22 protein-coding genes are annotated in these 25,966 nt (G+C 38.1%); all 22 read left to right on the plus strand.

Annotated elements, in window-relative coordinates; all coding sequences use genetic code 11:
* The first annotated feature begins 85 nt into the window (after positions 1 to 85).
* Positions 86 to 2,164: a type I DNA topoisomerase gene (topA, locus tag MRBLBA3_RS03015; RefSeq protein WP_001286970.1), complete on the plus strand. Its 2,079-nt coding sequence runs from the start codon at positions 86 to 88 to the stop codon at positions 2,162 to 2,164.
* A 50-nt stretch (positions 2,165 to 2,214) separates the two neighbouring features.
* Entirely contained in the window at positions 2,215 to 3,519 is a 1,305-nt protein-coding gene (gene trmFO / locus MRBLBA3_RS03020) for an FADH(2)-oxidizing methylenetetrahydrofolate--tRNA-(uracil(54)-C(5))-methyltransferase TrmFO (protein ID WP_000213005.1), read from the plus strand.
* Between the two features lie 65 nt (positions 3,520 to 3,584).
* Positions 3,585 to 4,484 (plus strand): tyrosine recombinase XerC, encoded by a 900-nt coding sequence (gene xerC, locus MRBLBA3_RS03025; protein WP_001101233.1) that lies wholly within the window; start codon positions 3,585 to 3,587, stop codon positions 4,482 to 4,484.
* A 42-nt stretch (positions 4,485 to 4,526) separates the two neighbouring features.
* Entirely contained in the window at positions 4,527 to 5,069 is a 543-nt protein-coding gene (hslV, locus tag MRBLBA3_RS03030) for an ATP-dependent protease proteolytic subunit HslV (RefSeq protein ID WP_000526270.1), read from the plus strand.
* 22 nt (positions 5,070 to 5,091) lie between these two features.
* Positions 5,092 to 6,483, plus strand: coding sequence for an ATP-dependent protease ATPase subunit HslU (gene hslU / locus MRBLBA3_RS03035; RefSeq protein WP_000550072.1), 1,392 nt, complete (start codon positions 5,092 to 5,094; stop codon positions 6,481 to 6,483).
* Between the two features lie 77 nt (positions 6,484 to 6,560).
* Entirely contained in the window at positions 6,561 to 7,340 is a 780-nt protein-coding gene (gene codY, locus MRBLBA3_RS03040) for a GTP-sensing pleiotropic transcriptional regulator CodY (RefSeq protein ID WP_000421290.1), read from the plus strand.
* 351 nt (positions 7,341 to 7,691) lie between these two features.
* The gene (gene rpsB / locus MRBLBA3_RS03045; protein ID WP_000111485.1) at positions 7,692 to 8,393 is read left to right on the plus strand and encodes a 30S ribosomal protein S2; all 702 of its coding nucleotides are present in this window, start codon (positions 7,692 to 7,694) and stop codon (positions 8,391 to 8,393) included.
* A 104-nt stretch (positions 8,394 to 8,497) separates the two neighbouring features.
* On the plus strand, positions 8,498 to 9,385 hold the full coding sequence (tsf, locus tag MRBLBA3_RS03050; RefSeq protein WP_001018584.1) for a translation elongation factor Ts: 888 nt from the start codon (positions 8,498 to 8,500) through the stop codon (positions 9,383 to 9,385).
* A gap of 66 nt (positions 9,386 to 9,451) precedes the next feature.
* The gene (gene pyrH, locus MRBLBA3_RS03055; protein ID WP_000042666.1) at positions 9,452 to 10,174 is read left to right on the plus strand and encodes a UMP kinase; all 723 of its coding nucleotides are present in this window, start codon (positions 9,452 to 9,454) and stop codon (positions 10,172 to 10,174) included.
* A 2-nt stretch (positions 10,175 to 10,176) separates the two neighbouring features.
* The gene (gene frr / locus MRBLBA3_RS03060; protein ID WP_000531505.1) at positions 10,177 to 10,734 is read left to right on the plus strand and encodes a ribosome recycling factor; all 558 of its coding nucleotides are present in this window, start codon (positions 10,177 to 10,179) and stop codon (positions 10,732 to 10,734) included.
* A gap of 85 nt (positions 10,735 to 10,819) precedes the next feature.
* Positions 10,820 to 11,596 (plus strand): isoprenyl transferase, encoded by a 777-nt coding sequence (gene uppS / locus MRBLBA3_RS03065; protein WP_000971305.1) that lies wholly within the window; start codon positions 10,820 to 10,822, stop codon positions 11,594 to 11,596.
* Positions 11,597 to 11,613: 17 nt separating this feature from the next.
* Positions 11,614 to 12,405: a phosphatidate cytidylyltransferase gene (gene cdsA, locus MRBLBA3_RS03070; RefSeq protein WP_000813576.1), complete on the plus strand. Its 792-nt coding sequence runs from the start codon at positions 11,614 to 11,616 to the stop codon at positions 12,403 to 12,405.
* Between the two features lie 23 nt (positions 12,406 to 12,428).
* Positions 12,429 to 13,571 carry a 1-deoxy-D-xylulose-5-phosphate reductoisomerase gene (dxr, locus tag MRBLBA3_RS03075; RefSeq protein ID WP_000790381.1) on the plus strand — a complete coding sequence of 381 codons (1,143 nt, stop codon included), beginning with the start codon at positions 12,429 to 12,431 and terminating at the stop codon, positions 13,569 to 13,571.
* Positions 13,572 to 13,588: 17 nt separating this feature from the next.
* On the plus strand, positions 13,589 to 14,845 hold the full coding sequence (gene rseP / locus MRBLBA3_RS03080) for an RIP metalloprotease RseP (protein WP_001090225.1): 1,257 nt from the start codon (positions 13,589 to 13,591) through the stop codon (positions 14,843 to 14,845).
* Positions 14,846 to 14,954: 109 nt separating this feature from the next.
* Positions 14,955 to 16,655: a proline--tRNA ligase gene (locus MRBLBA3_RS03085; RefSeq protein WP_000814329.1), complete on the plus strand. Its 1,701-nt coding sequence runs from the start codon at positions 14,955 to 14,957 to the stop codon at positions 16,653 to 16,655.
* A 124-nt stretch (positions 16,656 to 16,779) separates the two neighbouring features.
* Positions 16,780 to 21,081, plus strand: coding sequence for a PolC-type DNA polymerase III (locus tag MRBLBA3_RS03090; protein ID WP_098665219.1), 4,302 nt, complete (start codon positions 16,780 to 16,782; stop codon positions 21,079 to 21,081).
* 333 nt (positions 21,082 to 21,414) lie between these two features.
* Complete coding sequence (gene rimP, locus MRBLBA3_RS03095) at positions 21,415 to 21,885, plus strand: ribosome maturation factor RimP (protein ID WP_000359098.1); 471 nt, start codon at positions 21,415 to 21,417, stop codon at positions 21,883 to 21,885.
* Positions 21,886 to 21,902: 17 nt separating this feature from the next.
* Complete coding sequence (gene nusA, locus MRBLBA3_RS03100; RefSeq protein WP_000102601.1) at positions 21,903 to 23,009, plus strand: transcription termination factor NusA; 1,107 nt, start codon at positions 21,903 to 21,905, stop codon at positions 23,007 to 23,009.
* 11 nt (positions 23,010 to 23,020) lie between these two features.
* A complete protein-coding gene (rnpM, locus tag MRBLBA3_RS03105; protein WP_000071123.1) occupies positions 23,021 to 23,293 on the plus strand; it encodes an RNase P modulator RnpM in 273 nt (90 codons plus the stop codon).
* Positions 23,294 to 23,605: a YlxQ family RNA-binding protein gene (locus MRBLBA3_RS03110; protein WP_001286519.1), complete on the plus strand. Its 312-nt coding sequence runs from the start codon at positions 23,294 to 23,296 to the stop codon at positions 23,603 to 23,605. It abuts the gene before it with no gap.
* 4 nt (positions 23,606 to 23,609) lie between these two features.
* Positions 23,610 to 25,679: a translation initiation factor IF-2 gene (gene infB, locus MRBLBA3_RS03115; protein WP_000036350.1), complete on the plus strand. Its 2,070-nt coding sequence runs from the start codon at positions 23,610 to 23,612 to the stop codon at positions 25,677 to 25,679.
* Complete coding sequence (locus MRBLBA3_RS03120) at positions 25,676 to 25,957, plus strand: DUF503 domain-containing protein (RefSeq protein ID WP_000582364.1); 282 nt, start codon at positions 25,676 to 25,678, stop codon at positions 25,955 to 25,957. Before infB ends, MRBLBA3_RS03120 begins: the two co-directional genes overlap by 4 nt.
* The last annotated feature ends 9 nt before the right edge of the window (positions 25,958 to 25,966 follow it).

Genomic DNA, 25,966 nt, shown 5'->3' on the forward strand with positions numbered 1-25,966 from the left:
GGTATATTCATTCTTGATTGACAAAAACAAGAGAAATCAATAAGATTGATGAAGACTTGAATCCACCTCTTAAGGAGGCACTAGCATGTCAGATTACCTCGTAATCGTGGAGTCGCCTTCTAAGGCGAAGACCATTGAGAAATATTTAGGGAAAAAATACAAAGTCGTTGCGTCCATGGGACATGTTCGCGATTTACCTAAAAGCCAAATGGGGATAGAAGTAAAGAATAACTTCACCCCGAAGTATATTACCATTCGTGGTAAAGGTCCCGTTTTAAAAGATTTAAAATCAGCGGCAAAAAAAGCAAAGAAAGTCTATCTCGCGGCCGATCCAGACCGCGAAGGGGAAGCAATTGCTTGGCATTTAGCGAATACGTTAAATGTGGACGTTGAATCAGATTGCCGAGTGGTATTTAATGAGATTACAAAAGATGCAATAAAAGAATCATTTAAACATCCTCGGGCAATTAATATGGATTTAGTAGATGCGCAACAAGCAAGGCGTATACTCGATCGTCTTGTTGGTTACAATATTAGTCCTTTATTATGGAAGAAAGTAAAAAAGGGATTAAGTGCAGGACGCGTACAATCTGTAGCAGTTCGTCTAATTATCGAACGTGAAACAGAAATTCAAAACTTTGAACCTGAAGAATTCTGGACAATTAAAACAGAATTTGTGAAAGGTAAAGACACATTTGAAGCAAGCTTTTACGGTGTAGATGGTGAAAAAGTTCAATTAACGAACGAAGAACAAGTGAACGAAATAATCGAAAAGATGAAAGATAATGCGTTTTCGGTTGAAAATGTAACGCGAAAAGAGCGAAAGCGTAATCCGGCATTACCGTTTACAACATCTTCCTTGCAACAAGAAGCTGCACGTAAATTAAATATGCGAGCAAAGAAAACAATGATGCTTGCGCAGCAATTGTATGAAGGGATAGATCTTGGAAAGCAAGGGACTGTAGGTCTTATTACGTATATGAGAACCGATTCAACAAGGATCTCAGAAACAGCTCAAACAGAGGCTCGTACTTATATTACAGAGTCGTTCGGTGCGGAATACATAGGGACAGAGAAGAAGAAAGAAACGAAAAAGTCGAATGCACAAGATGCGCATGAGGCGATTCGTCCTACTTCGGTAATGAGAAAGCCAGAGGAACTAAAAAGTTTCTTAGGTCGTGATCAACTACGTTTGTATAAACTGATTTGGGAGCGATTTGTTGCAAGTCAAATGGCATCTGCTATAATGGATACTGTTACAGCGAGACTCATTAATAACAATGTTCAGTTCCGTGCAAGTGGATCGGTTGTAAAGTTCCCAGGATTTATGAAAGTGTATGTAGAGTCGAAAGATGATGGTGCGGAAGAAAAAGATAAAATGTTGCCACCTTTAGAAGTAGGGGAAACTGTATTTTCAAAAGATATAGAACCGAAGCAACATTACACACAACCTCCGCCACGTTATACAGAGGCTCGTCTAGTAAGAACACTTGAGGAACTTGGAATTGGGAGACCATCTACATATGTACCGACACTTGAAACGATTCAAAAACGTGGATACGTTGGTTTAGATAATAAACGCTTCGTTCCGACTGAACTTGGTGGAATAGTAATCGAACTTATTTTAGAGTTTTTCCCGGAAATTATTAACATTGAATTTACTGCCAATATGGAGCAAAGCCTTGATGAAGTAGAAGAAGGAAATGCGAATTGGGTGAAAATTGTTGATGATTTCTACGTAGGATTTGAACCGCGCTTAGAGAAAGCGGAAAAAGAAATGCGTGAAGTGGAAATTAAAGATGAACCAGCTGGGGAAGACTGTGAATTATGTGAGCACCCAATGGTCTTTAAAATGGGTAAATACGGGAAGTTTATGGCATGTTCGAATTTCCCTGATTGTCGTAATACAAAGCCGATTGTGAAAGAAATCGGTGTGACTTGTCCGAAGTGTGATAAAGGACAAATTATTGAACGTCGAAGTAATAAAAAGAAACGTCTTTTCTATGGATGCGGTACGTATCCAGAGTGTGACTTTGTATCTTGGGATAAGCCGATTGGCCGTAAATGTCCGAAGTGCGAAGGTATGCTTGTAGAGAAGAAGTTGAAAAAAGGCGTGCAAGTACAATGTATTTCGTGTGATTATGAAGAAGAACAACAAATGTGAGCGTAACTGCTCACATTTTTTTCGGGAAGAAAAGGAAAGGTGAGATATATATGACAACACAAGTAGTAAACGTCATTGGCGCAGGGCTTGCAGGAAGCGAAGCAGCTTACCAAATTGCAAAACGTGGTGTCCAAGTAAGATTATATGAAATGAGACCAGTAAGGCAAACGCCAGCTCATCACACAGATAAATTTGCAGAGCTAGTATGCAGTAACTCGCTTCGCGCAAACACATTAACAAATGCTGTTGGTGTTATTAAAGAAGAGATGCGCCTAATGGACTCTGTTATTATTCGTGCAGCTGATGAGTGCTCTGTACCAGCAGGAGGAGCTTTAGCTGTAGATCGTCATGAATTTGCGGCGAAGGTAACTGAGTATGTGAAAAATCATCCAAACGTAACTGTGATGAATGAAGAAATCACTGAAATTCCAGAAGGACCTACTGTTATCGCGACAGGTCCACTTACGTCTCCTGATCTTGCTGCACAATTAAAAGAATTAACAGGTGAAGATTATTTTTATTTCTATGATGCTGCAGCACCAATTGTTGAGAAAGACAGCATTGATATGAATAAAGTATATTTAAAATCTCGTTATGATAAAGGTGAAGCTGCATATTTAAACTGTCCAATGACAGAAGAAGAGTTTGATCGCTTTTATGAAGCGTTAATTGCTGCTGAGACAGTGCCTTTAAAAGAATTTGAAAAAGAAATTTTCTTTGAAGGTTGTATGCCAGTAGAAGTTATGGCAAGTAGAGGAAGACAGACGTTAGTATTTGGACCGATGAAACCTGTTGGATTAGAAGATCCGAAAACAGGAAAAACACCATATGCAGTTGTTCAGCTACGTCAAGATGATGCAGCAGGAACGTTATACAATATTGTAGGATTCCAAACACATTTAAAGTGGGGGCCACAAAAAGAAGTTTTACAGCTAATTCCCGGATTAGAAAACGCAGAAATTGTACGTTATGGTGTAATGCATCGTAATACGTTTATTAATTCGCCTAACTTACTTCGTCCAACATATCAATATAAACAACGCGATGATTTATTCTTCGCCGGTCAAATGACTGGAGTAGAGGGATATGTTGAATCAGCAGCATCAGGATTATTGGCAGGTATTAACGCTGCTCGACTTGTAAAAGGTGAAGAGCCAGTTGTACTACCATCTGTAACGGCAATGGGAAGTATGGCAAATTATATTACAGCGACTAATGCGAAAAACTTCCAACCAATGAATGCAAACTTCGGTCTATTTGCACCGTTAGAGAAGAAAATTAAAAGGAAACAAGAGCGAAATGAAGCGTATGCTACACGCGCTTTAGAAACAATTCAAAATTTTGTAAATATTTAGTTAAATTTCTTGCAAAGGCTACTGAGTTGTGATACGATTTAGTAGCCTTTATTGAGGTGAGTTATGTGAATGTGAAGAAATTGTTACAATTATTCGTAGGATATTTACAAATTGAAAGAAATTATTCAAAATATACAATTGCAAGTTATCAAAATGATTTAGAACATTTTGTGCAATTTATGGAGCGAGAAGGCATATCCTCTTTTTTAGATGTTACATACGCGGATGTTCGTTTATACTTGACGACGTTGCACGATGAAAAGTTAGCCCGTAAATCTGTCGCAAGAAAAGTATCAAGCTTACGAAGTTTATATCGTTTTTTGATGCGTGAAGGTTATCAAAAAGATAATCCGTTTGCACTTGCGTCACTCCCCAAGAAAGAATTGTCCATCCCAAAGTTTTTATATGCTGAAGAGTTAGAGGAATTATTTGAAGTTTCTGATACAGAGACGCCACTAGGTCAAAGGAATCAAGCTTTGTTAGAGCTAATGTATGCAACTGGGATTCGTGTAAGTGAATGCGTTAACCTACAGCTTACTGATATTGACTTTGCGGTAGGAACAATTTTAGTGATGGGAAAAGGGAAAAAACAAAGATATATTCCGTTCGGAAGCTATGCACAAGATGCTTTAATTACTTATATCGAGAACGGGAGAAAACAGTTAGTTCAAAAGACTGAAGAACATTCTCATATGGTATTTTTAAATGCGAAGGGTACGCCGTTAACAGATCGGGGTGTACGTTATGTTTTAAACGAGCTCATTAAGAAGGCTTCGCTTACAATGCGGATAAGTCCCCATATGTTAAGGCATACATTTGCTACACATATGTTGGATGAAGGAGCAGATTTACGTACTGTACAGGAGCTGTTAGGTCATGAAAATTTGTCTACGACACAAATTTATACGCATGTCTCTAAAGAAAGATTGCGTTCTGTTTACATGAAGCATCACCCACGGGCATAAATTGCTTTAAGAGCTATAAAAACATATAAAGGAGTTTTTTCTATGGGAAATTTCCACGCTACAACGATATTTGCAGTTCATCATAATGGAGAATGTGCAATGGCTGGAGATGGTCAGGTGACGATGGGAAATGCTGTTGTAATGAAGCATACAGCTCGCAAAGTTCGTAAACTTTTCCAAGGGAAAGTTTTAGCTGGTTTTGCAGGTTCAGTTGCAGATGCATTTACTCTTTTTGAAATGTTTGAAGGGAAATTAGAAGAGTACAATGGCAATTTGCAGCGTGCTGCAGTTGAGATGGCAAAACAATGGCGTGGCGACAAAATGTTACGTCAGCTAGAAGCGATGCTCATTGTCATGGATAAAACAACTATGCTTCTTGTTTCAGGTACAGGAGAAGTGATTGAACCGGATGATGGTATTTTAGCAATTGGATCTGGCGGGAATTATGCGCTTTCTGCAGGTCGTGCTTTAAAGCAATATGCAAGTGAACATTTAACAGCGAAGGAAATTGCGAAAGCGAGTTTAGACATTGCTGGCGATATTTGTGTTTATACGAACCACAATATAATTGTGGAAGAATTGTAGAATCGTAAGGGAGGCATTTTATATGCATTTACATTTTACTCCGCGTCAAATTGTGGAAAAATTAGATCAATACATTATCGGTCAAAAAGATGCGAAGAAAGCGGTTGCTGTAGCTTTAAGAAATCGATATCGTCGAAGTAAATTAGCTGAAAATCTACGTGATGAAATTGCGCCTAAAAATATTTTAATGATTGGACCGACAGGTGTTGGTAAAACAGAGGTAGCACGACGAATGGCGAAACTCGTTGGAGCACCTTTTATTAAGGTTGAAGCTACGAAATTTACAGAAGTTGGATATGTAGGTAGAGATGTAGAATCGATGGTACGTGACCTTGTGGAAACGTCAGTTCGTATCGTGAAAGAAGAAATGGTAATTAAAGTGCAAGACAAAGCAGAAGAACAAGCGAACCAACGTCTTGTTGAAATTTTAGTGCCAAGTCCGGAGAAACAATCTGGATTTAAAAACCCATTAGAAATGCTATTTGGCGGTGCTCAAAATTCGAATCAAACATCTGATGTACAGGAAGATGTTGAAATCGAAAAGAAACGTCAAGACGTGGAAAGAAAGCTTGCTGCAGGACTTCTTGAAGATGAAATTGTATCGATTGAAGTGACTGAGCAACAGTCTTCTATGTTCGATATGTTACAAGGAACTGGTATGGAACAAATGGGAATGAATTTCCAAGATGCATTAGGAAGTTTTATGCCGAAAAAAACAAAAAAACGTAAACTTTCTGTAAAAGAAGCAAGAAAACTCTTGACAAATGAGGAAGCACAGCGCTTAATTGATATGGATGAAGTTACACAAGAGGCTGTTTATCGTGCTGAACAGCTCGGGATTATTTTTATCGATGAAATTGACAAAATTGCTGGTAAGCAGTCGAATAGCGTAGATGTATCACGTGAAGGTGTGCAACGTGACATTCTGCCGATTGTAGAAGGGTCAAATGTCGCGACAAAATACGGATCAGTAAAAACGGATTATATTTTATTCGTTGCAGCTGGAGCGTTTCATATGTCTAAACCGTCGGATTTAATTCCGGAACTGCAAGGGAGATTTCCGATTCGAGTAGAATTAACAAAATTATCGACAGATGATTTTGTTAAAATATTAATCGAGCCTGACAATGCGTTAATTAAACAATATATGGCTTTATTAGCGACTGAAGGTATAGAAATTGAATTTTCAGACGAAGCTATTCGTAAGATTGCTGAGATTGCTTATCAAGTTAATCAGGATACAGATAATATTGGAGCAAGAAGACTTCATACGATTATGGAGAAGCTCCTTGAAGATTTATCGTTTGAAGCATCTGAAATTACGTTAGAGAAAATAACGATAACACCTCAATACGTTGAGGAGAAATTAGCAACGATTGCTAAAAATAAAGATGTGAGCCAGTTTATTTTGTAATTGTGTCATCAGGTGACTCGCCCTAGTTTCCAAGTGATGAAAAAATATGTGAGTAATATGTAGGAGGAACTTTTGAAATGGAATTATTAGCAAAAACGAGAAAATTAAATGCGTTATTACAGAGCGCAGCAGGAAAGCCTGTAAACTTTAGAGAAATGTCTGACACAATGTGTGAAGTAATCGAAGCGAACGTATTCGTAGTAAGCCGTCGTGGTAAATTACTAGGTTATGCAATTCACCAACAAATTGAGAATGAGCGTATGAAACAAATGCTTGCAGAGCGTCAATTCCCGGAAGAATACACACAAAGCTTATTCAACATTACAGAAACATCTTCTAACTTAGATGTAAACAGTGCTTACACAGCATTCCCAGTAGAAAATAGAGAATTATTCGGTCAAGGTTTAACTACAATCGTACCAATCGTTGGTGGCGGTGAGCGTCTAGGCACATTAGTGTTAGCTCGTCTTGGTCAAGAGTTCTTAGACGATGATTTAATCCTTGCTGAATACAGTTCAACTGTAGTAGGTATGGAAATCTTACGTGAAAAAGCAGAAGAAATCGAAGAGGAAGCACGTAGTAAAGCTGTTGTTCAAATGGCGATTAGCTCATTATCTTACAGTGAGTTAGAAGCAATCGAGCATATCTTCGAAGAATTAAATGGAACAGAAGGTTTACTTGTTGCAAGTAAAATTGCTGATCGCGTAGGAATTACTCGTTCTGTAATCGTAAATGCACTACGTAAATTAGAAAGTGCTGGTGTTATTGAGTCTCGTTCTTTAGGTATGAAAGGAACATACATTAAAGTACTAAACGACAAGTTTCTACAGGAACTTGCTAAATTAAAAACAAACTAATTTATATAAAAACTCTCCTCGGTTGAGGAGAGTTTTTTGTTTTTTAAGAGAATGATTTTGCTTACGTAAGGCGTCATGACAACGTTCATTAGAAAACTATTAATTAGCCTTCACCTCCTTGCTTAAAGGAAGTGAAGGTTGGGAATACTAGAATTTGAGCGTAAAAAAAAGAAAGTTTTACATTGTTCGCATTTTCGACTTGATTGTAATATTTCAGTATGATATAGTAAGCAGTGGTGTCAGTACAAAGTACACACGTTTACTGATTTAAGTGTTGGTGCTACGTTTGTAGTTTCGCTTAGAGATGAAGTAAACGGAGGATATCAAAAACCATTTAGGAGGAACTAAATTATGTCAGTAATTTCTATGAAGCAATTGCTTGAAGCTGGTGTTCATTTCGGACATCAAACTCGTCGTTGGAACCCAAAAATGAAGCGTTACATTTTCACAGAGCGTAACGGTATCTACATCATCGACTTACAAAAAACTGTGAAAAAAGTTGAGGAAGCTTACAGAACGATGCGTGACATCGCTGCTGAAGGTGGAGACATCTTATTCGTAGGTACTAAAAAACAAGCACAAGAAGCTATTAAAGAAGAAGCAACTCGTGCTGGTATGTACTTCGTTAACCAACGTTGGTTAGGTGGAACTTTAACAAACTTCCAAACAATCCAAAAGCGTATCAAGCGCCTTAAAGACATCGAAAGAATGCAAGAAGATGGTACTTTCGAAGTACTTCCTAAGAAAGAAGTTGTTCAACTTAAAAAAGAGTTAGAGCGTCTTGAGAAATTCTTAGGCGGTATTAAAGATATGAAAGGTCTTCCAAGTGCATTATTCGTAGTAGACCCTCGTAAAGAGCGTATTGCAGTTGCTGAAGCACGCAAATTACACATTCCAATCATCGGTATCGTTGATACAAACTGTGATCCAGACGAAATCGATCACGTTATCCCAGCAAACGATGATGCAATTCGTGCTGTAAAACTTCTTACATCTAAAATGGCAGACGCGATCCTTGAAGCAAAACAAGGTGAAGAAACTGTTACTGCGTAACAAATTTGGAAAGGTGATAAGGGGTTCGGCCTTTTATCACCTTTTTTAAGGTATAAACACCTTTTTAAAAAGGTATAAATACATATTTTAGGAGGATGAAAAATATGGCAATCACTGCACAAATGGTAAAAGAACTTCGTGAAAAAACAGGCGCAGGTATGATGGACTGCAAAAAAGCTTTAACTGAAACTAATGGCGACATGGAGAAAGCAATTGACTTCTTACGTGAAAAAGGTATTGCAAAAGCTGCTAAAAAAGCAGACCGCATCGCTGCTGAAGGTTTAACTTTCATCGAAACAAACGGTAACGAAGGTTTAATCTTAGAATTAAACTCTGAGACTGATTTCGTTGCGAAAAACGAAGGTTTCCAAGCGTTAATTAAAGAATTAGCTGCTCACTTATTAGCTAACAAACCAGCTAACATTGAAGAAGCTATGGCTCAAACAATCGAAGGCGGCAAAACAGTAGAAGAGCACATCAACGAAGCAATCGCTAAAATTGGTGAAAAACTTACACTTCGTCGTTTCGAAATCGTATCAAAAACTGATGCTGATGCATTCGGCGCTTACCTACACATGGGTGGACGTATTGGTGTATTAACAGTTCTTGAAGGTTCTACTGACGAAGCTGCTGCTAAAGATGTAGCAATGCACATCGCAGCAGTTAACCCAAAATACATCGACCGCGATGCTGTAACTGCTGAAGAAGTTGAGCATGAGCGTCAAGTATTAACACAACAAGCTTTAAACGAAGGCAAGCCTGAAAAAATCGTTGCAAAAATGGTTGAAGGCCGTCTAGGCAAATTCTTCGAAGAGATTTGCTTACTTGACCAAGCATTCGTTAAAAACCCTGATATGAAAGTTCGTCAGTTCGTTGAGTCTAAAGGCGGAACATTAAAAGGATTCGTTCGCTACGCTGTTGGTGAAGGTATCGAAAAACGCGAAGACAACTTTGCTGAAGAAGTAATGAACCAAGTAAAAGGTAGCAACTAATAAAGATTAGGGAACACATTGTGTTCCCTTTTTTAAAATAAAGATGTAAGCAATTGGAGGTTCATTATGAGTAAACCGAAATATAATCGTGTCGTATTAAAGCTAAGCGGAGAAGCGTTAGCTGGCGAACAAGGATTTGGAATTAACCCATCTGTTATAAAATCAGTTGCGGAACAAGTGAAAGAAATTGCAGAACTTGATGTAGAAGTTGCTGTTGTTGTTGGTGGCGGAAACATTTGGCGTGGAAAAATCGGAAGTGAAATGGGAATGGATCGTGCTGGAGCAGATTACATGGGTATGTTAGCAACAGTTATGAACTCATTAGCTCTTCAAGATAGCTTAGAGAACATTGGAATTCAAACTCGTGTTCAAACTTCAATCGAAATGCGTCAAGTAGCAGAGCCTTACATTCGTCGTAAAGCAATTCGTCACTTAGAGAAGAAACGTGTTGTTATCTTTGCAGCAGGTACAGGTAACCCTTACTTCTCTACAGATACGACGGCAGCATTACGTGCAGCGGAAATCGAAGCTGATGTTATCTTAATGGCGAAAAACAACGTAGATGGCGTATATAATGCAGATCCATCTCTTGACCCAACAGCTACGAAATACGAAACACTTACTTACTTAGACGTATTAAAAGAAGGTTTAGGTGTAATGGATTCAACAGCTTCTTCTTTATGTATGGACAATGATATTCCATTAATTGTATTCTCGGTTATGGAAAAAGGTAACATTAAACGTGCCGTTTTAGGCGAAAATATTGGAACAGTTGTAAGGGGGAAATAAATATGGGACAACAAGTATTAAAGTCTTCAAATGAAAAAATGGAAAAAGCAGTTGCTGCTTACTCTCGTGAATTAGCAACAGTTCGCGCAGGTCGTGCAAGCTCGTCTGTGTTAGATAAGGTACAAGTTGATTACTATGGTGCACCAACACCTGTTGTGCAATTAGCGAACATTACAGTTCCAGAAGCACGTTTACTTGTAATTCAACCTTATGATAAAACTTCTATCGGTGATATTGAAAAAGCAATCTTAAAAGCAGATTTAGGCTTAAATCCTTCTAATGATGGAACTGTAATTCGTATTGCATTCCCTGCATTAACAGAAGAGCGTCGTCGTGATCTTGTAAAAGTTGTGAAAAAATATGCTGAAGAAGCAAAAGTTGCGGTTCGTAACGTACGTCGTGACGGTAACGATGATCTTAAGAAGCTTGAAAAAGCTGGCGAGATTACGGAAGATGATTTAAGAGGATATACTGAAGATATCCAAAAAGAAACAGATAAATATATTGCAAAAGTTGACGAAATCGCAAAAAACAAAGAAAAAGAAATCATGGAAGTGTAATAGCGATACCTTCGCAAATATGACCCTCTTCTTAAGGGGGTCTTTTTACACTTTTAGGCATACGTCTGCTTGCTGGAGGGTATGAATGATGTTTAAAAACTTTCCTTTTTTTAAAAGTAAAAAGGACGCATCGTTTGATCATCTCATTGAAGAAGTGAAAAAAGGATATATCCCAGAACATATTGCTATTATTATGGATGGCAATGGAAGATGGGCAAAGAGAAGAGCGATGCCTCGCATTGCTGGACACCATGAAGGCATGCAAGTTGTAAAGAAAATAACAAAATTTGCAAGTAAGCTTGGTGTGAAAGTATTGACTCTTTATGCTTTTTCGACTGAGAACTGGAAAAGACCGAAAAAGGAAGTAGATTATTTGATGAAGCTTCCTGAAGAATTTCTAGGTACATTTTTACCAGAATTGATTGAAGAAAACGTACAAGTCCGAGTAATAGGGCAAAAAGATCGTCTTCCTACGCATACGCGCAGAGCGATGGAAAAGGCCATGGAAGATACGAAAGAGAATACGGGATTAATTCTTAATTTCGCGTTAAACTATGGAAGTCGAGATGAAATCGTTTCTGCTGTGCAACATATGATGAAAGATAGTGAGGAAGGGAAAATTCGTGCTGAAGAAGTAAGTGAAGAAATGATTTCTTCGTACTTAATGACGAGTTCTTTACCTGATCCAGAGTTGTTAATCCGTACAAGCGGAGAGCTACGTATTAGTAATTTCATGTTATGGCAAATTGCTTATTCGGAATTTTGGTTTACAGATGTGTATTGGCCAGATTTTACCGAGGAACATTTGCTAAATGCGATTACAGACTTTCAGCATAGAGGGCGCAGATTCGGAGGCGTGTAGAAAGAGAGGGTTTGGTAGTGAAACAGAGAATTATTACTGGAGTGATTGCTGCCGCGCTATTCATTCCCATCGTAATATACGGTGGCGTGCCTTTTACAGTTTTAGTGTATGCACTTGCTTCTATAGGTTTATATGAATTAATTCGTATGAACAAGCTTACGCTTATTTCGGTACCAACAGTTTTAGCTGCAGTATTATTATGGATTATATTAGTTCCGAGTAGTGCATCAGAGCTGTTTACATGGATTGGATTAGGTAAATTAGAAATTACATTTGTGATTGTTTTATTACTTTTATCATATACAGTCCTTTCTAAGAATACATTTACTTTTGACAATGCTTCATTTTTACTTATGGCAACGACATATGTTGGAATGGGATTCTTATATTTAAATGAAACGAGAATATTAGGAATTAAATATGTGTTCTGTGCATTATTTGTCATATGGGCAACTGATTCAGGGGCATATTTTATAGGAAAAGCATTTGGAAAAAGAAAATTGTGGCCAGAAATTAGTCCGAATAAAACGATTGAAGGTTCATTAGGCGGTATTGTTTGTGGAATTGTTGTTGCACTTGTTTACAATATGTTCTTCCCGGTTGAAGCGAATGTAGGAATTTTAATCGTTCTGACGATTATCATTTCTATTTTTGGACAAATTGGTGATTTAGTGCAATCTGCATTTAAACGCCATTATGGTGTAAAGGATTCAGGTACAATTTTACCTGGACATGGTGGTATATTAGATCGAACAGATAGTTGGTTATTTGTGTTACCAATTCTATACTTCTTATTACAATATAATTAATAAATGAACGAGGGGTTGGAGTCATGAAAAACATTAGTTTATTAGGTGCAAGCGGATCAATCGGTACACAAACATTAGATGTGTTACGCTCGCACCCAGACCAATTCCGTCTCGTTGCTTTTTCTGTAGGGAAAAATGTTGACTACGCAGTAAAGGTAATTCAAGAATTTTCTCCGCAAATTGTCTCTGTGCAAAGAGAGGAAGATGTTTTAAAATTACAAGCTGTTTCTGGTAATACAAAGGTCGTATATGGTAGTGAAGGCTTATTAGAAGTAGCATTACACCCAGATACAGAAGTTGTAGTAAATGCGGTTGTAGGTAGCGTAGGGTTATTGCCGACACTCCGTGCAATTGAGGCGAAAAAAACAATTGGAATTGCAAACAAAGAAACGTTAGTAACTGCAGGGCATCTTGTAATGGAAGCAGCACGAAAACATAATGTATCGTTACTTCCAGTTGATAGTGAACATTCAGCTATTTTTCAATGCTTGAATGGGGAAAATGAAAAAAGAATCTCTCGACTAATTATAACGGCTTCAGGCGGAAGTTTTCGTGATAAAACGAGAGATGAATTGCATCATGTGACCGTAGAAGATGCACTTCGTCATCCAAACTGGTCAATGGGTTCGAAAATTACAATTGATTCTGCTACAATGATGAATAAGGGACTAGAAGTAATTGAAGCACACTGGCTTTTTGGTATCCCTTATGAGCAAATCGATGTTGTTCTACATAAAGAGAGTATTATTCATTCTATGGTTGAATTTGAAGATCGTAGTGTAATGGCGCAGCTTGGCTCACCTGATATGCGAGTACCAATTCAATACGCGCTTACATATCCTGATAGATTACCTCTTTCAGACACAAAACAGTTAAATCTATGGGAAATGGGAACATTGCATTTTGAGAAAATGAATCAAGATCGTTTCCGTTGCCTACGTTTTGCGTATGAAGCTGGGAAGACAGGTGGAAGCATGCCAGCTGTAATGAACGCGGCAAATGAAATAGCTGTTGAAGCCTTTTTACAAAAGAGAATTGGTTTCTTAACAGTGGAAGACCTCATTGAAAAAGCAATGCACCATCACAATGTCATTGCACGTCCGAGCTTAGAGGAAATTCAGGAAATTGATGCAGCCACAAGACGGTTTGTGATGGAACAAATTTAGCAAAGGTGGTTATGGAATTGAATACAGCGATTGCCTTTATATTAATTTTCGGTGCACTCGTATTTTTCCATGAGCTAGGGCATCTATATTTCGCAAAAAGAGCGGGTATTTTATGCCGCGAGTTTGCGATTGGTTTTGGTCCGAAAATATTCTCATTTGAAAAGAATGAAACAGTGTATACGATTCGCTTACTACCCCTTGGTGGCTATGTAAGAATGGCTGGCGAGGATGCGGACACTGTTGAGTTAAAGCCTGGGAAAAAGGTTGGACTTGTAATAAATGAAAAAGAAGAAGTTGTGAAATTAGTTTTTGACGGACATGAAAAATATCCAAATGTTCGCGTCATTGAAGTCGAACAAGCTGATTTGGAGCATAATCTTACAATTTCGGGATATGAAGAGTACGAGGAAGAGCTGCAAACATTCCGAGTGAATGAAAAAGCTCGTATCATATCTGCGGGAGAAGAAATCCAAATCGCTCCGTATAATAGACAGTTTGGCTCTAAAAAATTGGGTCAACGCGCGTTAACAATTTTTGCAGGTCCTGCAATGAACTTTATTCTAGCATTTGTTATTTTTGTGATTCTTGGATTTGTACAAGGTGTTCCTGTTGACAAGCCAATGGTCGGAAAAGTAATGGAGAATAGTGCAGCACAGCAAGCTGGATTAAAAGAAAATGATACAATTCAAGCGATTGATGGGAAGAACACTAGTACATGGAAAGATGTTGTAACAATTGTACGTGAAAACCCGAATAAAGAAATTACGTTACAGGTAAAGCGTGATAATGAACAGTTTAATGTAAAAGTAACACCAACGGTTGATAAAGAAGGAAAAGAAGAAGTTGGTAGAATTGGTGTTTACTCTCCTGTAGAGAAAACAGTGATGGGTTCTATTAAATCAGGGTTTGAACAAACGTACGAATGGACGAAACTAATTTTTGATTCTCTTGTGAAATTAGTAACTGGTCAATTTTCTATTAATGAGTTATCAGGTCCAGTAGGAATTTATAATTTAACAGATCAAGTTGTAGATTATGGATTTACGCGTGTACTAAGTTTAGCGGCAGTTTTAAGTATTAACCTTGGTTTATTTAATTTATTACCAGTTCCAGCTTTAGACGGTGGACGTTTGTTCTTCTTCTTAATTGAGGCATTAAGAGGGAAACCGATTGATCGTCAAAAAGAAGGAATGGTTCACTTTATTGGATTTGCATTATTAATGTTGCTTATGTTAGTTGTAACATGGAATGACATCCGTAAGTTTTTCTTGTAAAATAAGAAGAAGTTTATAATGAAATAGAGCTCGTACAATAAAATCCCTCACCTAACTCGAGGTGAGGGGTTTTGTTGCGTGTAAGAGTAAAATGAAGAGGTGCGAATAAATGAAACAAAGTATGGTATTCAGTCCTACATTACGTGAAGTTCCAGCTGATGCGGAAATTAAAAGTCATCAATTATTACTTCGCGCAGGGTTTATGCGTCAAAATGCTTCTGGTATTTATAGTTTTCTACCATTTGGTTTAAAAGTATTACACAAAGTAGAACGTATTGTTCGTGAAGAAATGGAGCGTGCAGGAGCTGTAGAATTATTAATGCCAGCTATGCAAGCTGCGGAATTATGGCAAGAGTCAGGGCGTTGGTATTCTTACGGATCTGAATTAATGCGTATGAAAGATCGTAACGCTCGTGAATTTGCATTAGGAGCTACACACGAAGAAGTAATTACTGATCTTGTACGTGATGAAGTGAAATCATATAAAAAATTACCGTTAACATTATACCAAATTCAAACAAAGTTCCGTGACGAACAAAGACCTCGTTTCGGTCTATTACGTGGAAGAGAGTTTCTAATGAAAGATGCATACTCTTTCCATGCTACGCAAGAGAGCTTAGATGAAGTGTATGATCGTTTATACAAAGCATACTCTAACATTTTTGCTCGTTGTGGCTTGAACTTCCGTGCAGTTATTGCTGACTCTGGAGCAATGGGCGGAAAAGATACGCATGAATTTATGGTATTATCTGAAGTTGGTGAAGATACAATTGCATACTCTGATACATCTAATTATGCAGCAAACATCGAAATGGCTCCTGTGGTAGCTACGTATACGAAGAGTGATGAAGCAGAAAAGGCACTTGAAAAGGTAGCAACACCAGATCAAAAAGCAATTGAAGAAGTATCTGCATTCTTAAACATTGAAGCTGACAAGTGCATTAAGTCTATGGTATTTAAAGTAGATGAGAAATTAGTAGTTGTACTTGTTCGTGGTGACCATGAAGTGAACGATGTAAAAGTGAAAAATGTATACGGCGCTTCAGTTGTTGAGCTTGCTTCTCATGAAGAAGTGAAAGAATTATTAAACTGTGAAGTTGGTTCTTTAGGACCGATTGGTGTTACAGGTGATATCGAAATTATCGCTGACCATGCTGTAGCATCAATTGTCAACGGATGTTCGGGAGCGAACGAAGAAGGATTCCATTATGTAAATGTAAATCCAGAACGTGACTTTAAAGTGAGTCAATATACAGATTTACGCTTCATTCAAGAAGGAGACCAATCTCCAGATGGAAATGGAACAATTCTTTTCGCGCGCGGAATTGAAGTAGGTCACGTATTCAAATTAGGAACTCGTTATAGTGAAGCAATGAACGCAACGTTCCTAGACGAAAACGGAAAAACAAAACCACTTATTATGGGTTGTTACGGTATCGGTGTATCTCGTACAGTGGCAGCAATTGCAGAACAGTTTAACGATGAGAACGGGTTAGTTTGGCCAAAGGCTGTTGCACCGTTCCATGTGCATGTAATTCCAGTAAATATGAAATCTGATGCACAACGTGAAATGGGTGAAAACATCTACAACTCATTGCAAGAGCAAGGATACGAAGTATTACTAGATGATCGTGCAGAACGTGCAGGTGTTAAATTTGCAGATGCAGATTTATTCGGCCTTCCAGTTCGTGTTACAGTTGGTAAAAAAGCGGATGAAGGTATTGTAGAAGTGAAAGTACGTGCTACAGGCGAGTCTGAAGAAGTGAAAGTAGAAGAACTTCAAACATATATTGCTAATATTTTAAAATAAGAAGAGGTACCTCGTTATGAGGTACCTTCTCTTTCTTTGTAAACGTATTTTGTAAAAGAAGAAGGGAGAAATCTTTCTTTGTAGTACGATTCAATTTATAATAGCAAATGGAAGGAGAGTGCATATGTCATTAACAAATGAACAACAAGAGCGATTTCAAATTTTGCTCCAGCAGTTGCAAATACCAGAAGACCTTATAAATCAATATTTACAAGGCGGTGGTATTGAAAGGCTAGTTATTGATAAAGCGAATAAAAGTTGGCATTTTGCTTTACAAGTGCCACGTATTTTGCCGACAGAATTATATGAATTGCTAGAAACGAAGCTTAAGCAATCATTTTCTCATATTGCAAGAACAACATTTGCATTAGAAACAGAGAATAAACAATTTACAGAAGAAGAAGTGAGGGCGTATTGGCCGCTTTGTACGGAACGAATTACATTTTCACCTATGTTTGCGTACTTAAAGAAGCAGCTTCCGCAGGTGAATGGAGTGAAGCTGCTAATAAATGTGAATAATGATCTTGAATCTACTGCTTTAAAGAAAAATGTTGCGAAACCAGTGGGTGATCAATATGAAGCTTTTGGATTCCCACGTTTTCAGTTAGACACACATATAAAGCAAAATACAGAAGAAATGCAAAAGTTTCGCGAGCAAACGCAGCAAGAAGATCGTGAACGTGTTATACAAGCTATGGAAGAAATGGCGAAGAAGCAAGCTGAAGAAAGCAGCGTTGTGCATGAAGGACCGATTGTACTCGGGTATCTTATTAAGCCAGACGAAGAGATTACACCGATGCGAGAAATTCAAGATGAAGAAAGAAGAAAAACAGTTCAAGGGTATGTCTTCCATGTAGAAACGAAAGAGCTTCGTAGTGGCCGTACGTTATTAACTTTAAAAATAACAGACTATACGGATTCCATTATGATAAAAATGTTCTCACGTGATAAAGAAGATATTCCAATGCTGCAATCCTTGAAAAAAGGAATGTGGGTGAAAGCGCGTGGTTCTGTTCAAAATGATACATTCGTTCGAGATTTAGTAATGATTGCAAATGATATAAATGAAATAACAGGACCGTCTCGTAAAGATAAAGCGCCAGAAGGTGAAAAACGTGTAGAGCTGCATCTTCACACACCGATGAGCCAAATGGACGCTGTTACTCCTGTTTCTAGACTTGTTGCCCAAGCAGGTAAATGGGGACATGAGGCAATTGCTGTTACAGACCATGCTGTTGCGCAGTCTTTCCCAGAGGCATATTCTGCGGGTAAAAAGGCTGGGGTTAAAGTTATATATGGTGTAGAAGCGAATTTAGTTAATGATGGTGTACCGATTGCATATAACGAAGCGCATCGTTTACTTGCAGAGGAAACGTATGTTGTTTTCGACGTTGAGACGACAGGTTTATCAGCTGTGTATGACACAGTCATTGAGTTAGCTGCCGTAAAGATAAAAGGCGGCGAAATCATTGATCGCTTTGAATCTTTCGCAAATCCACATCAACCATTATCTGCAACAATTATTGAATTAACAGGTATTACAGATGATATGTTAACTGATGCTCCAGAAGTGGACGAAGTGTTCAAAAAGTTTGAGGAATGGATGGGTGACCATACACTTGTTGCCCATAACGCAAGCTTTGATATGGGCTTTATTAACGTAGGTTTTAAAAAGGCCGGGATAGAAAAAACGAAAAACCCAGTTATTGATACGTTAGAACTTGCACGGTTCTTATTCCCAGAAATGAAAAATCATCGATTAAATACAATGTGTAAAAAGCTTGATATTGAATTAACGCAACATCACCGTGCGATTTATGATACAGAAGCAACGGGATATTTACTTGTGAAAATGTTAAAAGATGTAATTGAAAAGGGATTTGAATATCACGATCAACTAAACGATAGTATGGGGCAAGGGGATGCATATAAACGTGGGCGTCCAAGTCATATGACATTACTTGCCACATCAGACGTTGGATTAAAAAATTTATATAAACTCGTTTCATATTCTCATCTGAATTACTTTTATCGTGTACCACGAGTGCCAAGGTCTCTATTAAAAAAATATCGTGAAGGCATTATAGTAGGAACGGCTTGTGATAAAGGTGAAGTGTTTGAAGCGATGATGCAAAAAGCACCTGAAGAAGTAGAAGAAATTGCACAGTTTTATGACTATATTGAGGTTATGCCTCCAGAGGTGTTACGTCATTTAGTAGAACGTGAACTCGTTAGAGATGAAGGGCAATTAAAAACAATTATTTCTAATTTAGTAAAACTAGGTGAGACGTTAGAAAAACCAGTTGTTGCTACAGGGAACGTGCATTATTTAGAGCCAGAGGATGCAATGTATCGTAAAATTTTAGTAAGTTCGCAGGGCGGAGCAAATCCTTTAAATCGCCATTCATTACCACCCGTACATTTCCGTACAACAGATGAGATGTTAGAGTGTTTTTCATTTTTAGGTGAAGACAAAGCGAAAGAAATTGTAGTAACGAATACACAAAAGGTTGCGTCATTAATTGGTGATGTTCATCCAGTAAAAGATGATCTATACACACCGAAAATTGAGGGTGCCGATGATGAAACGCGTGATATGAGTTATAAAATGGCACGCAGCATTTATGGGGAAGAGCTACCAGAAATTGTAGAGGCTCGTTTAGAAAAAGAATTGAAAAGTATTATTGGACATGGATTCGCCGTTATTTATTTAATTTCACATAAGCTTGTGAAAAAATCGTTAGTAGACGGATATCTAGTAGGTTCGCGTGGATCGGTAGGGTCATCATTTGTTGCAACAATGATGGAAATTACAGAAGTAAACCCATTACCACCGCATTACGTATGTCCAAAGTGTAAGCAATCAGAATTCTTTAATGACGGTTCTGTAGGTTCTGGTTTTGATTTACCGGATAAAGAATGTCCAACGTGTAATGTGTCATACGTAAAAGATGGACATGATATTCCGTTTGAAACGTTCCTTGGATTTAAAGGAGATAAGGTGCCCGATATCGATTTGAACTTCTCCGGGGAATATCAACCACGTGCCCATAACTATACGAAAATACTGTTCGGTGAAGATTATGTATACCGTGCGGGAACGATAGGTACAGTTGCGGAAAAAACCGCTTATGGGTATGTAAAAGGTTATGCCAATGATCATAATTTAACGATTCGAAATGCAGAGATAGATCGGTTAGTTGCAGGTTGTACAGGGGTAAAACGTACAACGGGACAGCATCCAGGCGGTATTATTGTAGTACCAGATTACATGGACATATTTGATTTCTCACCAATACAGTTTCCGGCGGATTCAATAGGGGCTGAGTGGAGAACAACGCACTTTGATTTCCACTCGATTCATGATAATTTATTAAAACTTGATATACTTGGACACGATGATCCGACTGTTATTCGTATGTTACAAGATTTAAGTGGTATTGATCCAAAAACAATACCAACGGATGATCCAGAAGTGATGAAAATTTTCTCTGGTCCAGAATCGTTAGGGGTAACGGAAGAACAAATCAACTGTAAAACAGGTACACTTGGTATACCAGAGTTTGGTACGAAATTCGTAAGACAAATGTTAGAAGAGACAAAACCAACGACATTCTCAGAGTTAGTCCAAATCTCTGGACTATCACATGGTACTGACGTATGGCTCGGTAATGCAAACGAGTTAATTTATAATGGTACATGTACACTGAGTGAGGTTATTGGTTGTCGTGATGACATCATGGTATATTTAATTTATCAAGGTTTAGATCCATCATTAGCCTTCAAAATCATGGAGTCAGTTCGTAAAGGTAAAGGTGTACCGGAAGAATGGGAAGAGGACATGAAAAATAATAATGTACCAGGTTGGTATATTGATTCATGTAAGAAGATTAAATACATGTTCCCTAAAGCCCATGCGGCTGCTTACGTACTTATGGCTGTACGTATCGCGTACTTTAAAGTGCATTTTGCACTTTTATTCTATGCGGCATATTTTACAGTTCGTGCAGATGATTTTGATGTAGAAGCGATGGCGAAAGGTTCAGCATCCATACGCGTAAAAATTGACGAAATTGCTCAAAAAGGATTGGATGCAGCGCCGAAAGAGAAGAGTTTATTAACTGTACTAGAAATGACACTTGAAATGTGTGAGCGTGGATACTCATTCCAAAAGGTTGATTTATACCGCTCGCATGCAACAGAATTTATTATTGATGGAGACTCATTAATTCCTCCATTTAATGCAGTGCCTGGTCTTGGTACAAACGCAGCTTTAAGTATTGTAGAAGCACGTAAAAATGGAGAATTCCTATCAAAAGAAGACTTACAGCAGCGCAGTAAGGTTTCAAAAACAATTATTGAGTATTTAGATAGTCAAGGTTGTCTAGGAGATTTACCGGATCAAAACCAATTATCACTGTTCTAACAGGAAGGAAAAGTCTTTGCAAATCAATATTTGCTATGGTATACTATAAACCGAGATAACCATGTCATGTATATTTTGTGAAAAAGAGAGTGGGGAAACCCACTCTTTCGTGTTACTATCTACATTTTATCTATGTGGATAGTAAAGATATTTCTGTCGTATATACATATTTTGTTACAAGTTTTACTTCTTAAATTTGGTAATACTAAGACAGATATTCCCTGCTTAACGGCAGGGGCTTTTGTTAGCTAACGAAAAAGAATAAGATAGACCGTCTGAATGAACGGGATCTTTTCTTGTAAATGGTACATGACGGCAGGAAGGAGGCTGTTTATGGATAAGAAAGTCACAGAAGTTGTAGAAGCATTTGCGCAGCCGATCGTTGAGGAGTTAAATCTTGAACTTGTAGATGTAGAGTATGTGCAAGAAGGACAAGACTGGTTCTTACGCGTATTCATCGATTCTGAAAAGGGAGTCGACATTGAAGAATGCGGTGCGGTAAGTGAACGTTTAAGCGAAGCTTTAGATAAAGAGGATCCAATTCCTCATCTTTACTTTTTGGATGTATCATCTCCTGGAGCGGAACGCCCATTAAAGAAAGAGAAAGACTTCCAGCAAGCGGTAGGGAAACAAGTGGCAATTAAAACATATGAGCCGATTGATGGTGAAAAGATGTTTGAAGGAAAGCTACTTTCCTACGACGGTACTACAATTACACTACTATTAACAATTAAAACACGTAAAAAAGAAATCCAAATTCCAATGGATAAAGTTGCCAATGCGCGACTTGCTGTTACGTTTTAGTAAGAAGGGGGATCTTCATGAGCACTGAGTTGTTAGATGCTTTGCTCGTTTTAGAGTCAGAAAAAGGTATTAGCAAAGATATTATTATTGATGCGATTGAAGCAGCATTAATCTCTGCTTATAAACGCAATTTTAACCAAGCACAAAACGTTCGTGTGAGCTTTAACCCAGAAGTGGGAACAATTCAAGTTTTAGCACGTAAAGACGTTGTTGATAATGTGTTTGATCCACGTCTTGAAATCTCTGTAGAAGAGGCAAGACAAATTAATCCAAACTACCAAGATGGCGACGTACTAGAAATTGAAGTAACGCCAAAAGATTTTGGTCGTATTGCAGCTCAAACTGCAAAACAAGTTGTAACACAACGAGTTCGTGAGGCGGAACGTGGTGTTATTTATTCAGAATTTAGTGATCGTGAAGAAGACATTATGGTTGGTATTGTACAGCGCCAAGATGCTCGTTTCATCTATGTAAGCTTAGGGAAAGTAGAAGCTTTATTACCTGTAAGTGAGCAAATGCCAAATGAGCAATATAAACCACATGATCGTATTCGCGTATTTATTACAAAAGTAGAAAAAACAACGAAAGGACCACAAATTTACGTATCACGTACACATCCTGGTCTTTTAAAACGTTTATTCGAAATGGAAGTTCCAGAAATTTATGATGGAACTGTAGAAATTCGCTCTGTAGCGCGTGAAGCAGGCGATCGTTCGAAAATTTCTGTGTATGCAGAGAATATCGATGTTGATCCAGTAGGTTCTTGTGTAGGACCGAAAGGGCAACGTGTACAACGCATTGTAGATGAACTAAAAGGTGAAAAAATTGACATCGTTCGCTGGTCAAATGATCCAGTTGAATATGTTGCAAATGCTTTAAGTCCATCACAAGTTGTTAAAGTACTTGTAGATGAAGAAGAAAAAGCAACAACTGTTGTTGTTCCAGACCACCAGCTTTCATTAGCAATTGGTAAGCGTGGACAAAATGCACGTCTTGCAGCTAAATTAACAGGCTGGAAAATTGATATTAAAAGTGAGTCTGATGCGAAACAACTTGGTATTGTAACAGAAGAAGATAGCGTAATCGCATTCGGATTCGATTCAGTTGAAGACGAAATCGAATAGAGGTGATGAGTATGAGCAATCGAAAAGTTCCGTTACGAAAATGTATTGCGACGCAAGAGATGAAATCAAAACGAGAGCTCGTTCGCATTGTTCGTTCCAAAGAGGGCGAAGTGTCTATTGATTTATCAGGAAAAAAATCAGGACGAGGTGCATATTTGTCAAAAGATAAAGAATGCATTATTCAAGCCCAAAAGAAAAATATTTTGGAACATCATCTAAAAGCGAAAATCGACAGTTCTCTGTACGAAGAGCTTCTTGAGCTTGTTGAGAAGGAGTCGAAGTAAGTGTCCGATTGGAAATCGTTTTTAGGACTAGCAAACCGCGCTCGAAAAATTATTTCGGGTGAAGAACTCGTTTTAAAAGAAGTACGAAGTGGCAAAGCAAAGCTAGTATTGCTTTCTGAAGATGCGTCAGCGAACACTACAAAACGTATCATTGATAAAACCACGTACTACAACATACCAATGAGAAAAGTCGAAAATCGACAACAATTAGGGCATGCGATTGGGAGAGACGAGCGAGTCGTTGTAGCTGTGTTAGATGAAGGCTTTGCGAAAAAGCTACGTAGCATGCTCGATACAAATTACCGGGGGTGAAGGTATGAGTAAAATTCGAGTACATGAATATGCAAAAAAAAATAATATCTCAAGTAAAGATCTTATGACAAAACTAAAAGAGATGAATATCGAGGTTTCGAATCATATGACAATGTTAGAAGATGAAGTAGTAAACAAATTAGATAATCAATATAACACTGGAGCAGAAAAACCTTCTGTTGCAGATGAGTTTGAAGTAGAAGAGAAAGTTGTTCGCAGTAAAAAGAACAGTAATAATAAGAAGAAGAAAAAAGGCAAAGGAAATGAAGACAAACGTCAAGATAACTTTGCTGGAAGACAACAAACACAAATAGTAGAAACACCAGATAAAATCACTTTCTCTGGAAGCCTTACAGTAGGTGACCTTGCTAAGAAGTTAAGCAAAGAGCCATCTGAAATTATTAAAAAGCTCTTCATGCTAGGAATTATGGCGACAATTAACCAAGACTTAGATAAAGATACAATTGAGTTAATTGCTACTGATTACGGTATTGAAGTAGAAGAAGAAGTAGTTGTAAGTGAAACTGAATTTGAAACATTCATCGATGAGCAAGATGATGAAGAAAACTTACAAGAACGTCCAGCTGTTGTTACAATTATGGGACACGTTGACCATGGTAAAACAACATTGCTTGACTCTATCCGTAATTCAAAAGTAACTGCTGGCGAAGCTGGTGGAATTACTCAGCATATCGGTGCATACCAAGTTGATGTAAATGATAAGAAAATTACGTTCTTAGATACACCAGGTCACGCGGCATTTACAACAATGCGTGCTCGTGGTGCACAAGTAACAGATATTACAATTCTTGTTGTTGCAGCTGATGACGGCGTTATGCCACAAACAGTTGAAGCAATTAGCCATGCGAAAGCAGCTGGAGTACCAATTATTGTTGCTGTGAATAAAATGGATAAACCAGCGGCAAATCCTGATCGTGTAATGCAAGAATTAACAGAATATGAATTAGTTCCAGAAGCTTGGGGCGGAGACACAATTTTCGTACCAATTTCTGCAATTCAAGGCGAGGGAATTGACAACTTGCTAGAAATGATTCTTCTTGTGAGTGAAGTAGAAGAATATAAAGCAAATCCAAATCGCTATGCAGCTGGTACTGTAATTGAAGCGCAGCTTGATAAAGGTAAAGGAACTATCGCGACATTACTTGTTCAAAACGGTACACTTCGAGTTGGAGATCCAATTGTTGTTGGAACATCATTCGGTCGTGTTCGTGCGATGGTAAGTGATATTGGTCGTCGTGTAAAAGTTGCTGGTCCATCAACTCCTGTTGAAATTACAGGTTTAAATGAAGTACCACAAGCGGGAGATCGTTTCATGGCATTCGCTGATGAGAAGAAAGCTCGTCAAATCGGTGAATCACGTGCACAAGAAGCGTTACTTGCTCAACGTGGTGAGAAATCTAAATTAAGCCTTGAAGATTTATTCCAACAAATCCAAGAGGGCGATGTAAAAGAAATTAACTTAATTGTGAAAGCAGACGTACAAGGTTCTGTTGAAGCAATGGCAGCATCACTTCGTAAAATTGATGTTGAAGGCGTGAAAGTGAAAATTATCCATACAGGCGTAGGTGCGATTACAGAATCTGATGTTATTTTAGCTTCTGCATCTAATGCAATTATAATTGGATTTAACGTACGCCCTGATGTGAATGCGAAGCGTACAGCTGAATTAGAGAACGTTGATGTTCGTTTACACCGTATTATCTATAAAGTAATCGAAGAAATCGAATCAGCAATGCAAGGTATGCTGGATCCAGAATTCGAAGAAAAAGTAATCGGTCAAGCGGAAGTACGTCAAACGTTCAAAGTAACAAAAGTGGGAACAATCGCAGGTTGTTATGTAATCGACGGTAAAATTACACGTGATAGTGGCGTTCGTATTATCCGTGATGGCGTAGTAGTCTTCGAAGGACAACTTGATACGTTAAAACGTTTCAAAGACGACGTAAAAGAAGTTGCACAAAACTATGAGTGTGGTATTACAATTGAGAGATATAATGATCTTAAAGAAGGGGACATCATTGAAGCGTACATTATGGAAGAAGTGAAGCGATGATTATCGCTTCACTCTCATTCGAGTGTATGATTTACGATGTGCATTCTTTAAAAGAGAAACGAGCAATTTTGCAAAGGGTGCTAACTCGTGTAAAGCAGCGTTATAACGTAGCTGTTTCAGAAGTAGGGCATCAAGATGTATGGCAACGTACAGAAATTGCAATTGTTTCCGTATCCTCAAATCGTGTTATCTGTGAAAAAGAAATGAATCGTGTACTCGAGTACATCGATTCATTTCCTGAAATTGAACGTACGATAACACAATTGGAATGGTACTGAATGAGGTGA

It is taken from the genome of Bacillus sp. LBA3-1-1.1 (genome assembly GCF_040676495.1).
In the GTDB taxonomy this organism is placed as follows: Bacteria; Bacillota; Bacilli; order Bacillales; family Bacillaceae_G; genus Bacillus_A; species Bacillus_A nitratireducens.

What these genes read in the sequence shown, in the direction of transcription:
- frr (WP_000531505.1), top strand. Translation starts at nt 10,177, where the DNA reads ATGGGACAACAAGTATTAAAGTCTTCAAATGAAAAAATGGAAAAAGCA.
- tsf (WP_001018584.1), top strand. Translation starts at nt 8,498, where the DNA reads ATGGCAATCACTGCACAAATGGTAAAAGAACTTCGTGAAAAAACAGGC.
- MRBLBA3_RS03120 (WP_000582364.1), top strand. Translation starts at nt 25,676, where the DNA reads ATGATTATCGCTTCACTCTCATTCGAGTGTATGATTTACGATGTGCAT.
- nusA (WP_000102601.1), top strand. Translation starts at nt 21,903, where the DNA reads ATGAGCACTGAGTTGTTAGATGCTTTGCTCGTTTTAGAGTCAGAAAAA.
- pyrH (WP_000042666.1), top strand. Translation starts at nt 9,452, where the DNA reads ATGAGTAAACCGAAATATAATCGTGTCGTATTAAAGCTAAGCGGAGAA.
- MRBLBA3_RS03085 (WP_000814329.1), top strand. Translation starts at nt 14,955, where the DNA reads ATGAAACAAAGTATGGTATTCAGTCCTACATTACGTGAAGTTCCAGCT.
- topA (WP_001286970.1), top strand. Translation starts at nt 86, where the DNA reads ATGTCAGATTACCTCGTAATCGTGGAGTCGCCTTCTAAGGCGAAGACC.
- MRBLBA3_RS03090 (WP_098665219.1), top strand. Translation starts at nt 16,780, where the DNA reads ATGTCATTAACAAATGAACAACAAGAGCGATTTCAAATTTTGCTCCAG.
- infB (WP_000036350.1), top strand. Translation starts at nt 23,610, where the DNA reads ATGAGTAAAATTCGAGTACATGAATATGCAAAAAAAAATAATATCTCA.
- trmFO (WP_000213005.1), top strand. Translation starts at nt 2,215, where the DNA reads ATGACAACACAAGTAGTAAACGTCATTGGCGCAGGGCTTGCAGGAAGC.
- dxr (WP_000790381.1), top strand. Translation starts at nt 12,429, where the DNA reads ATGAAAAACATTAGTTTATTAGGTGCAAGCGGATCAATCGGTACACAA.
- rimP (WP_000359098.1), top strand. Translation starts at nt 21,415, where the DNA reads ATGGATAAGAAAGTCACAGAAGTTGTAGAAGCATTTGCGCAGCCGATC.
- rpsB (WP_000111485.1), top strand. Translation starts at nt 7,692, where the DNA reads ATGTCAGTAATTTCTATGAAGCAATTGCTTGAAGCTGGTGTTCATTTC.
- hslV (WP_000526270.1), top strand. Translation starts at nt 4,527, where the DNA reads ATGGGAAATTTCCACGCTACAACGATATTTGCAGTTCATCATAATGGA.
- rnpM (WP_000071123.1), top strand. Translation starts at nt 23,021, where the DNA reads ATGAGCAATCGAAAAGTTCCGTTACGAAAATGTATTGCGACGCAAGAG.
- codY (WP_000421290.1), top strand. Translation starts at nt 6,561, where the DNA reads ATGGAATTATTAGCAAAAACGAGAAAATTAAATGCGTTATTACAGAGC.
- uppS (WP_000971305.1), top strand. Translation starts at nt 10,820, where the DNA reads ATGATGTTTAAAAACTTTCCTTTTTTTAAAAGTAAAAAGGACGCATCG.
- hslU (WP_000550072.1), top strand. Translation starts at nt 5,092, where the DNA reads ATGCATTTACATTTTACTCCGCGTCAAATTGTGGAAAAATTAGATCAA.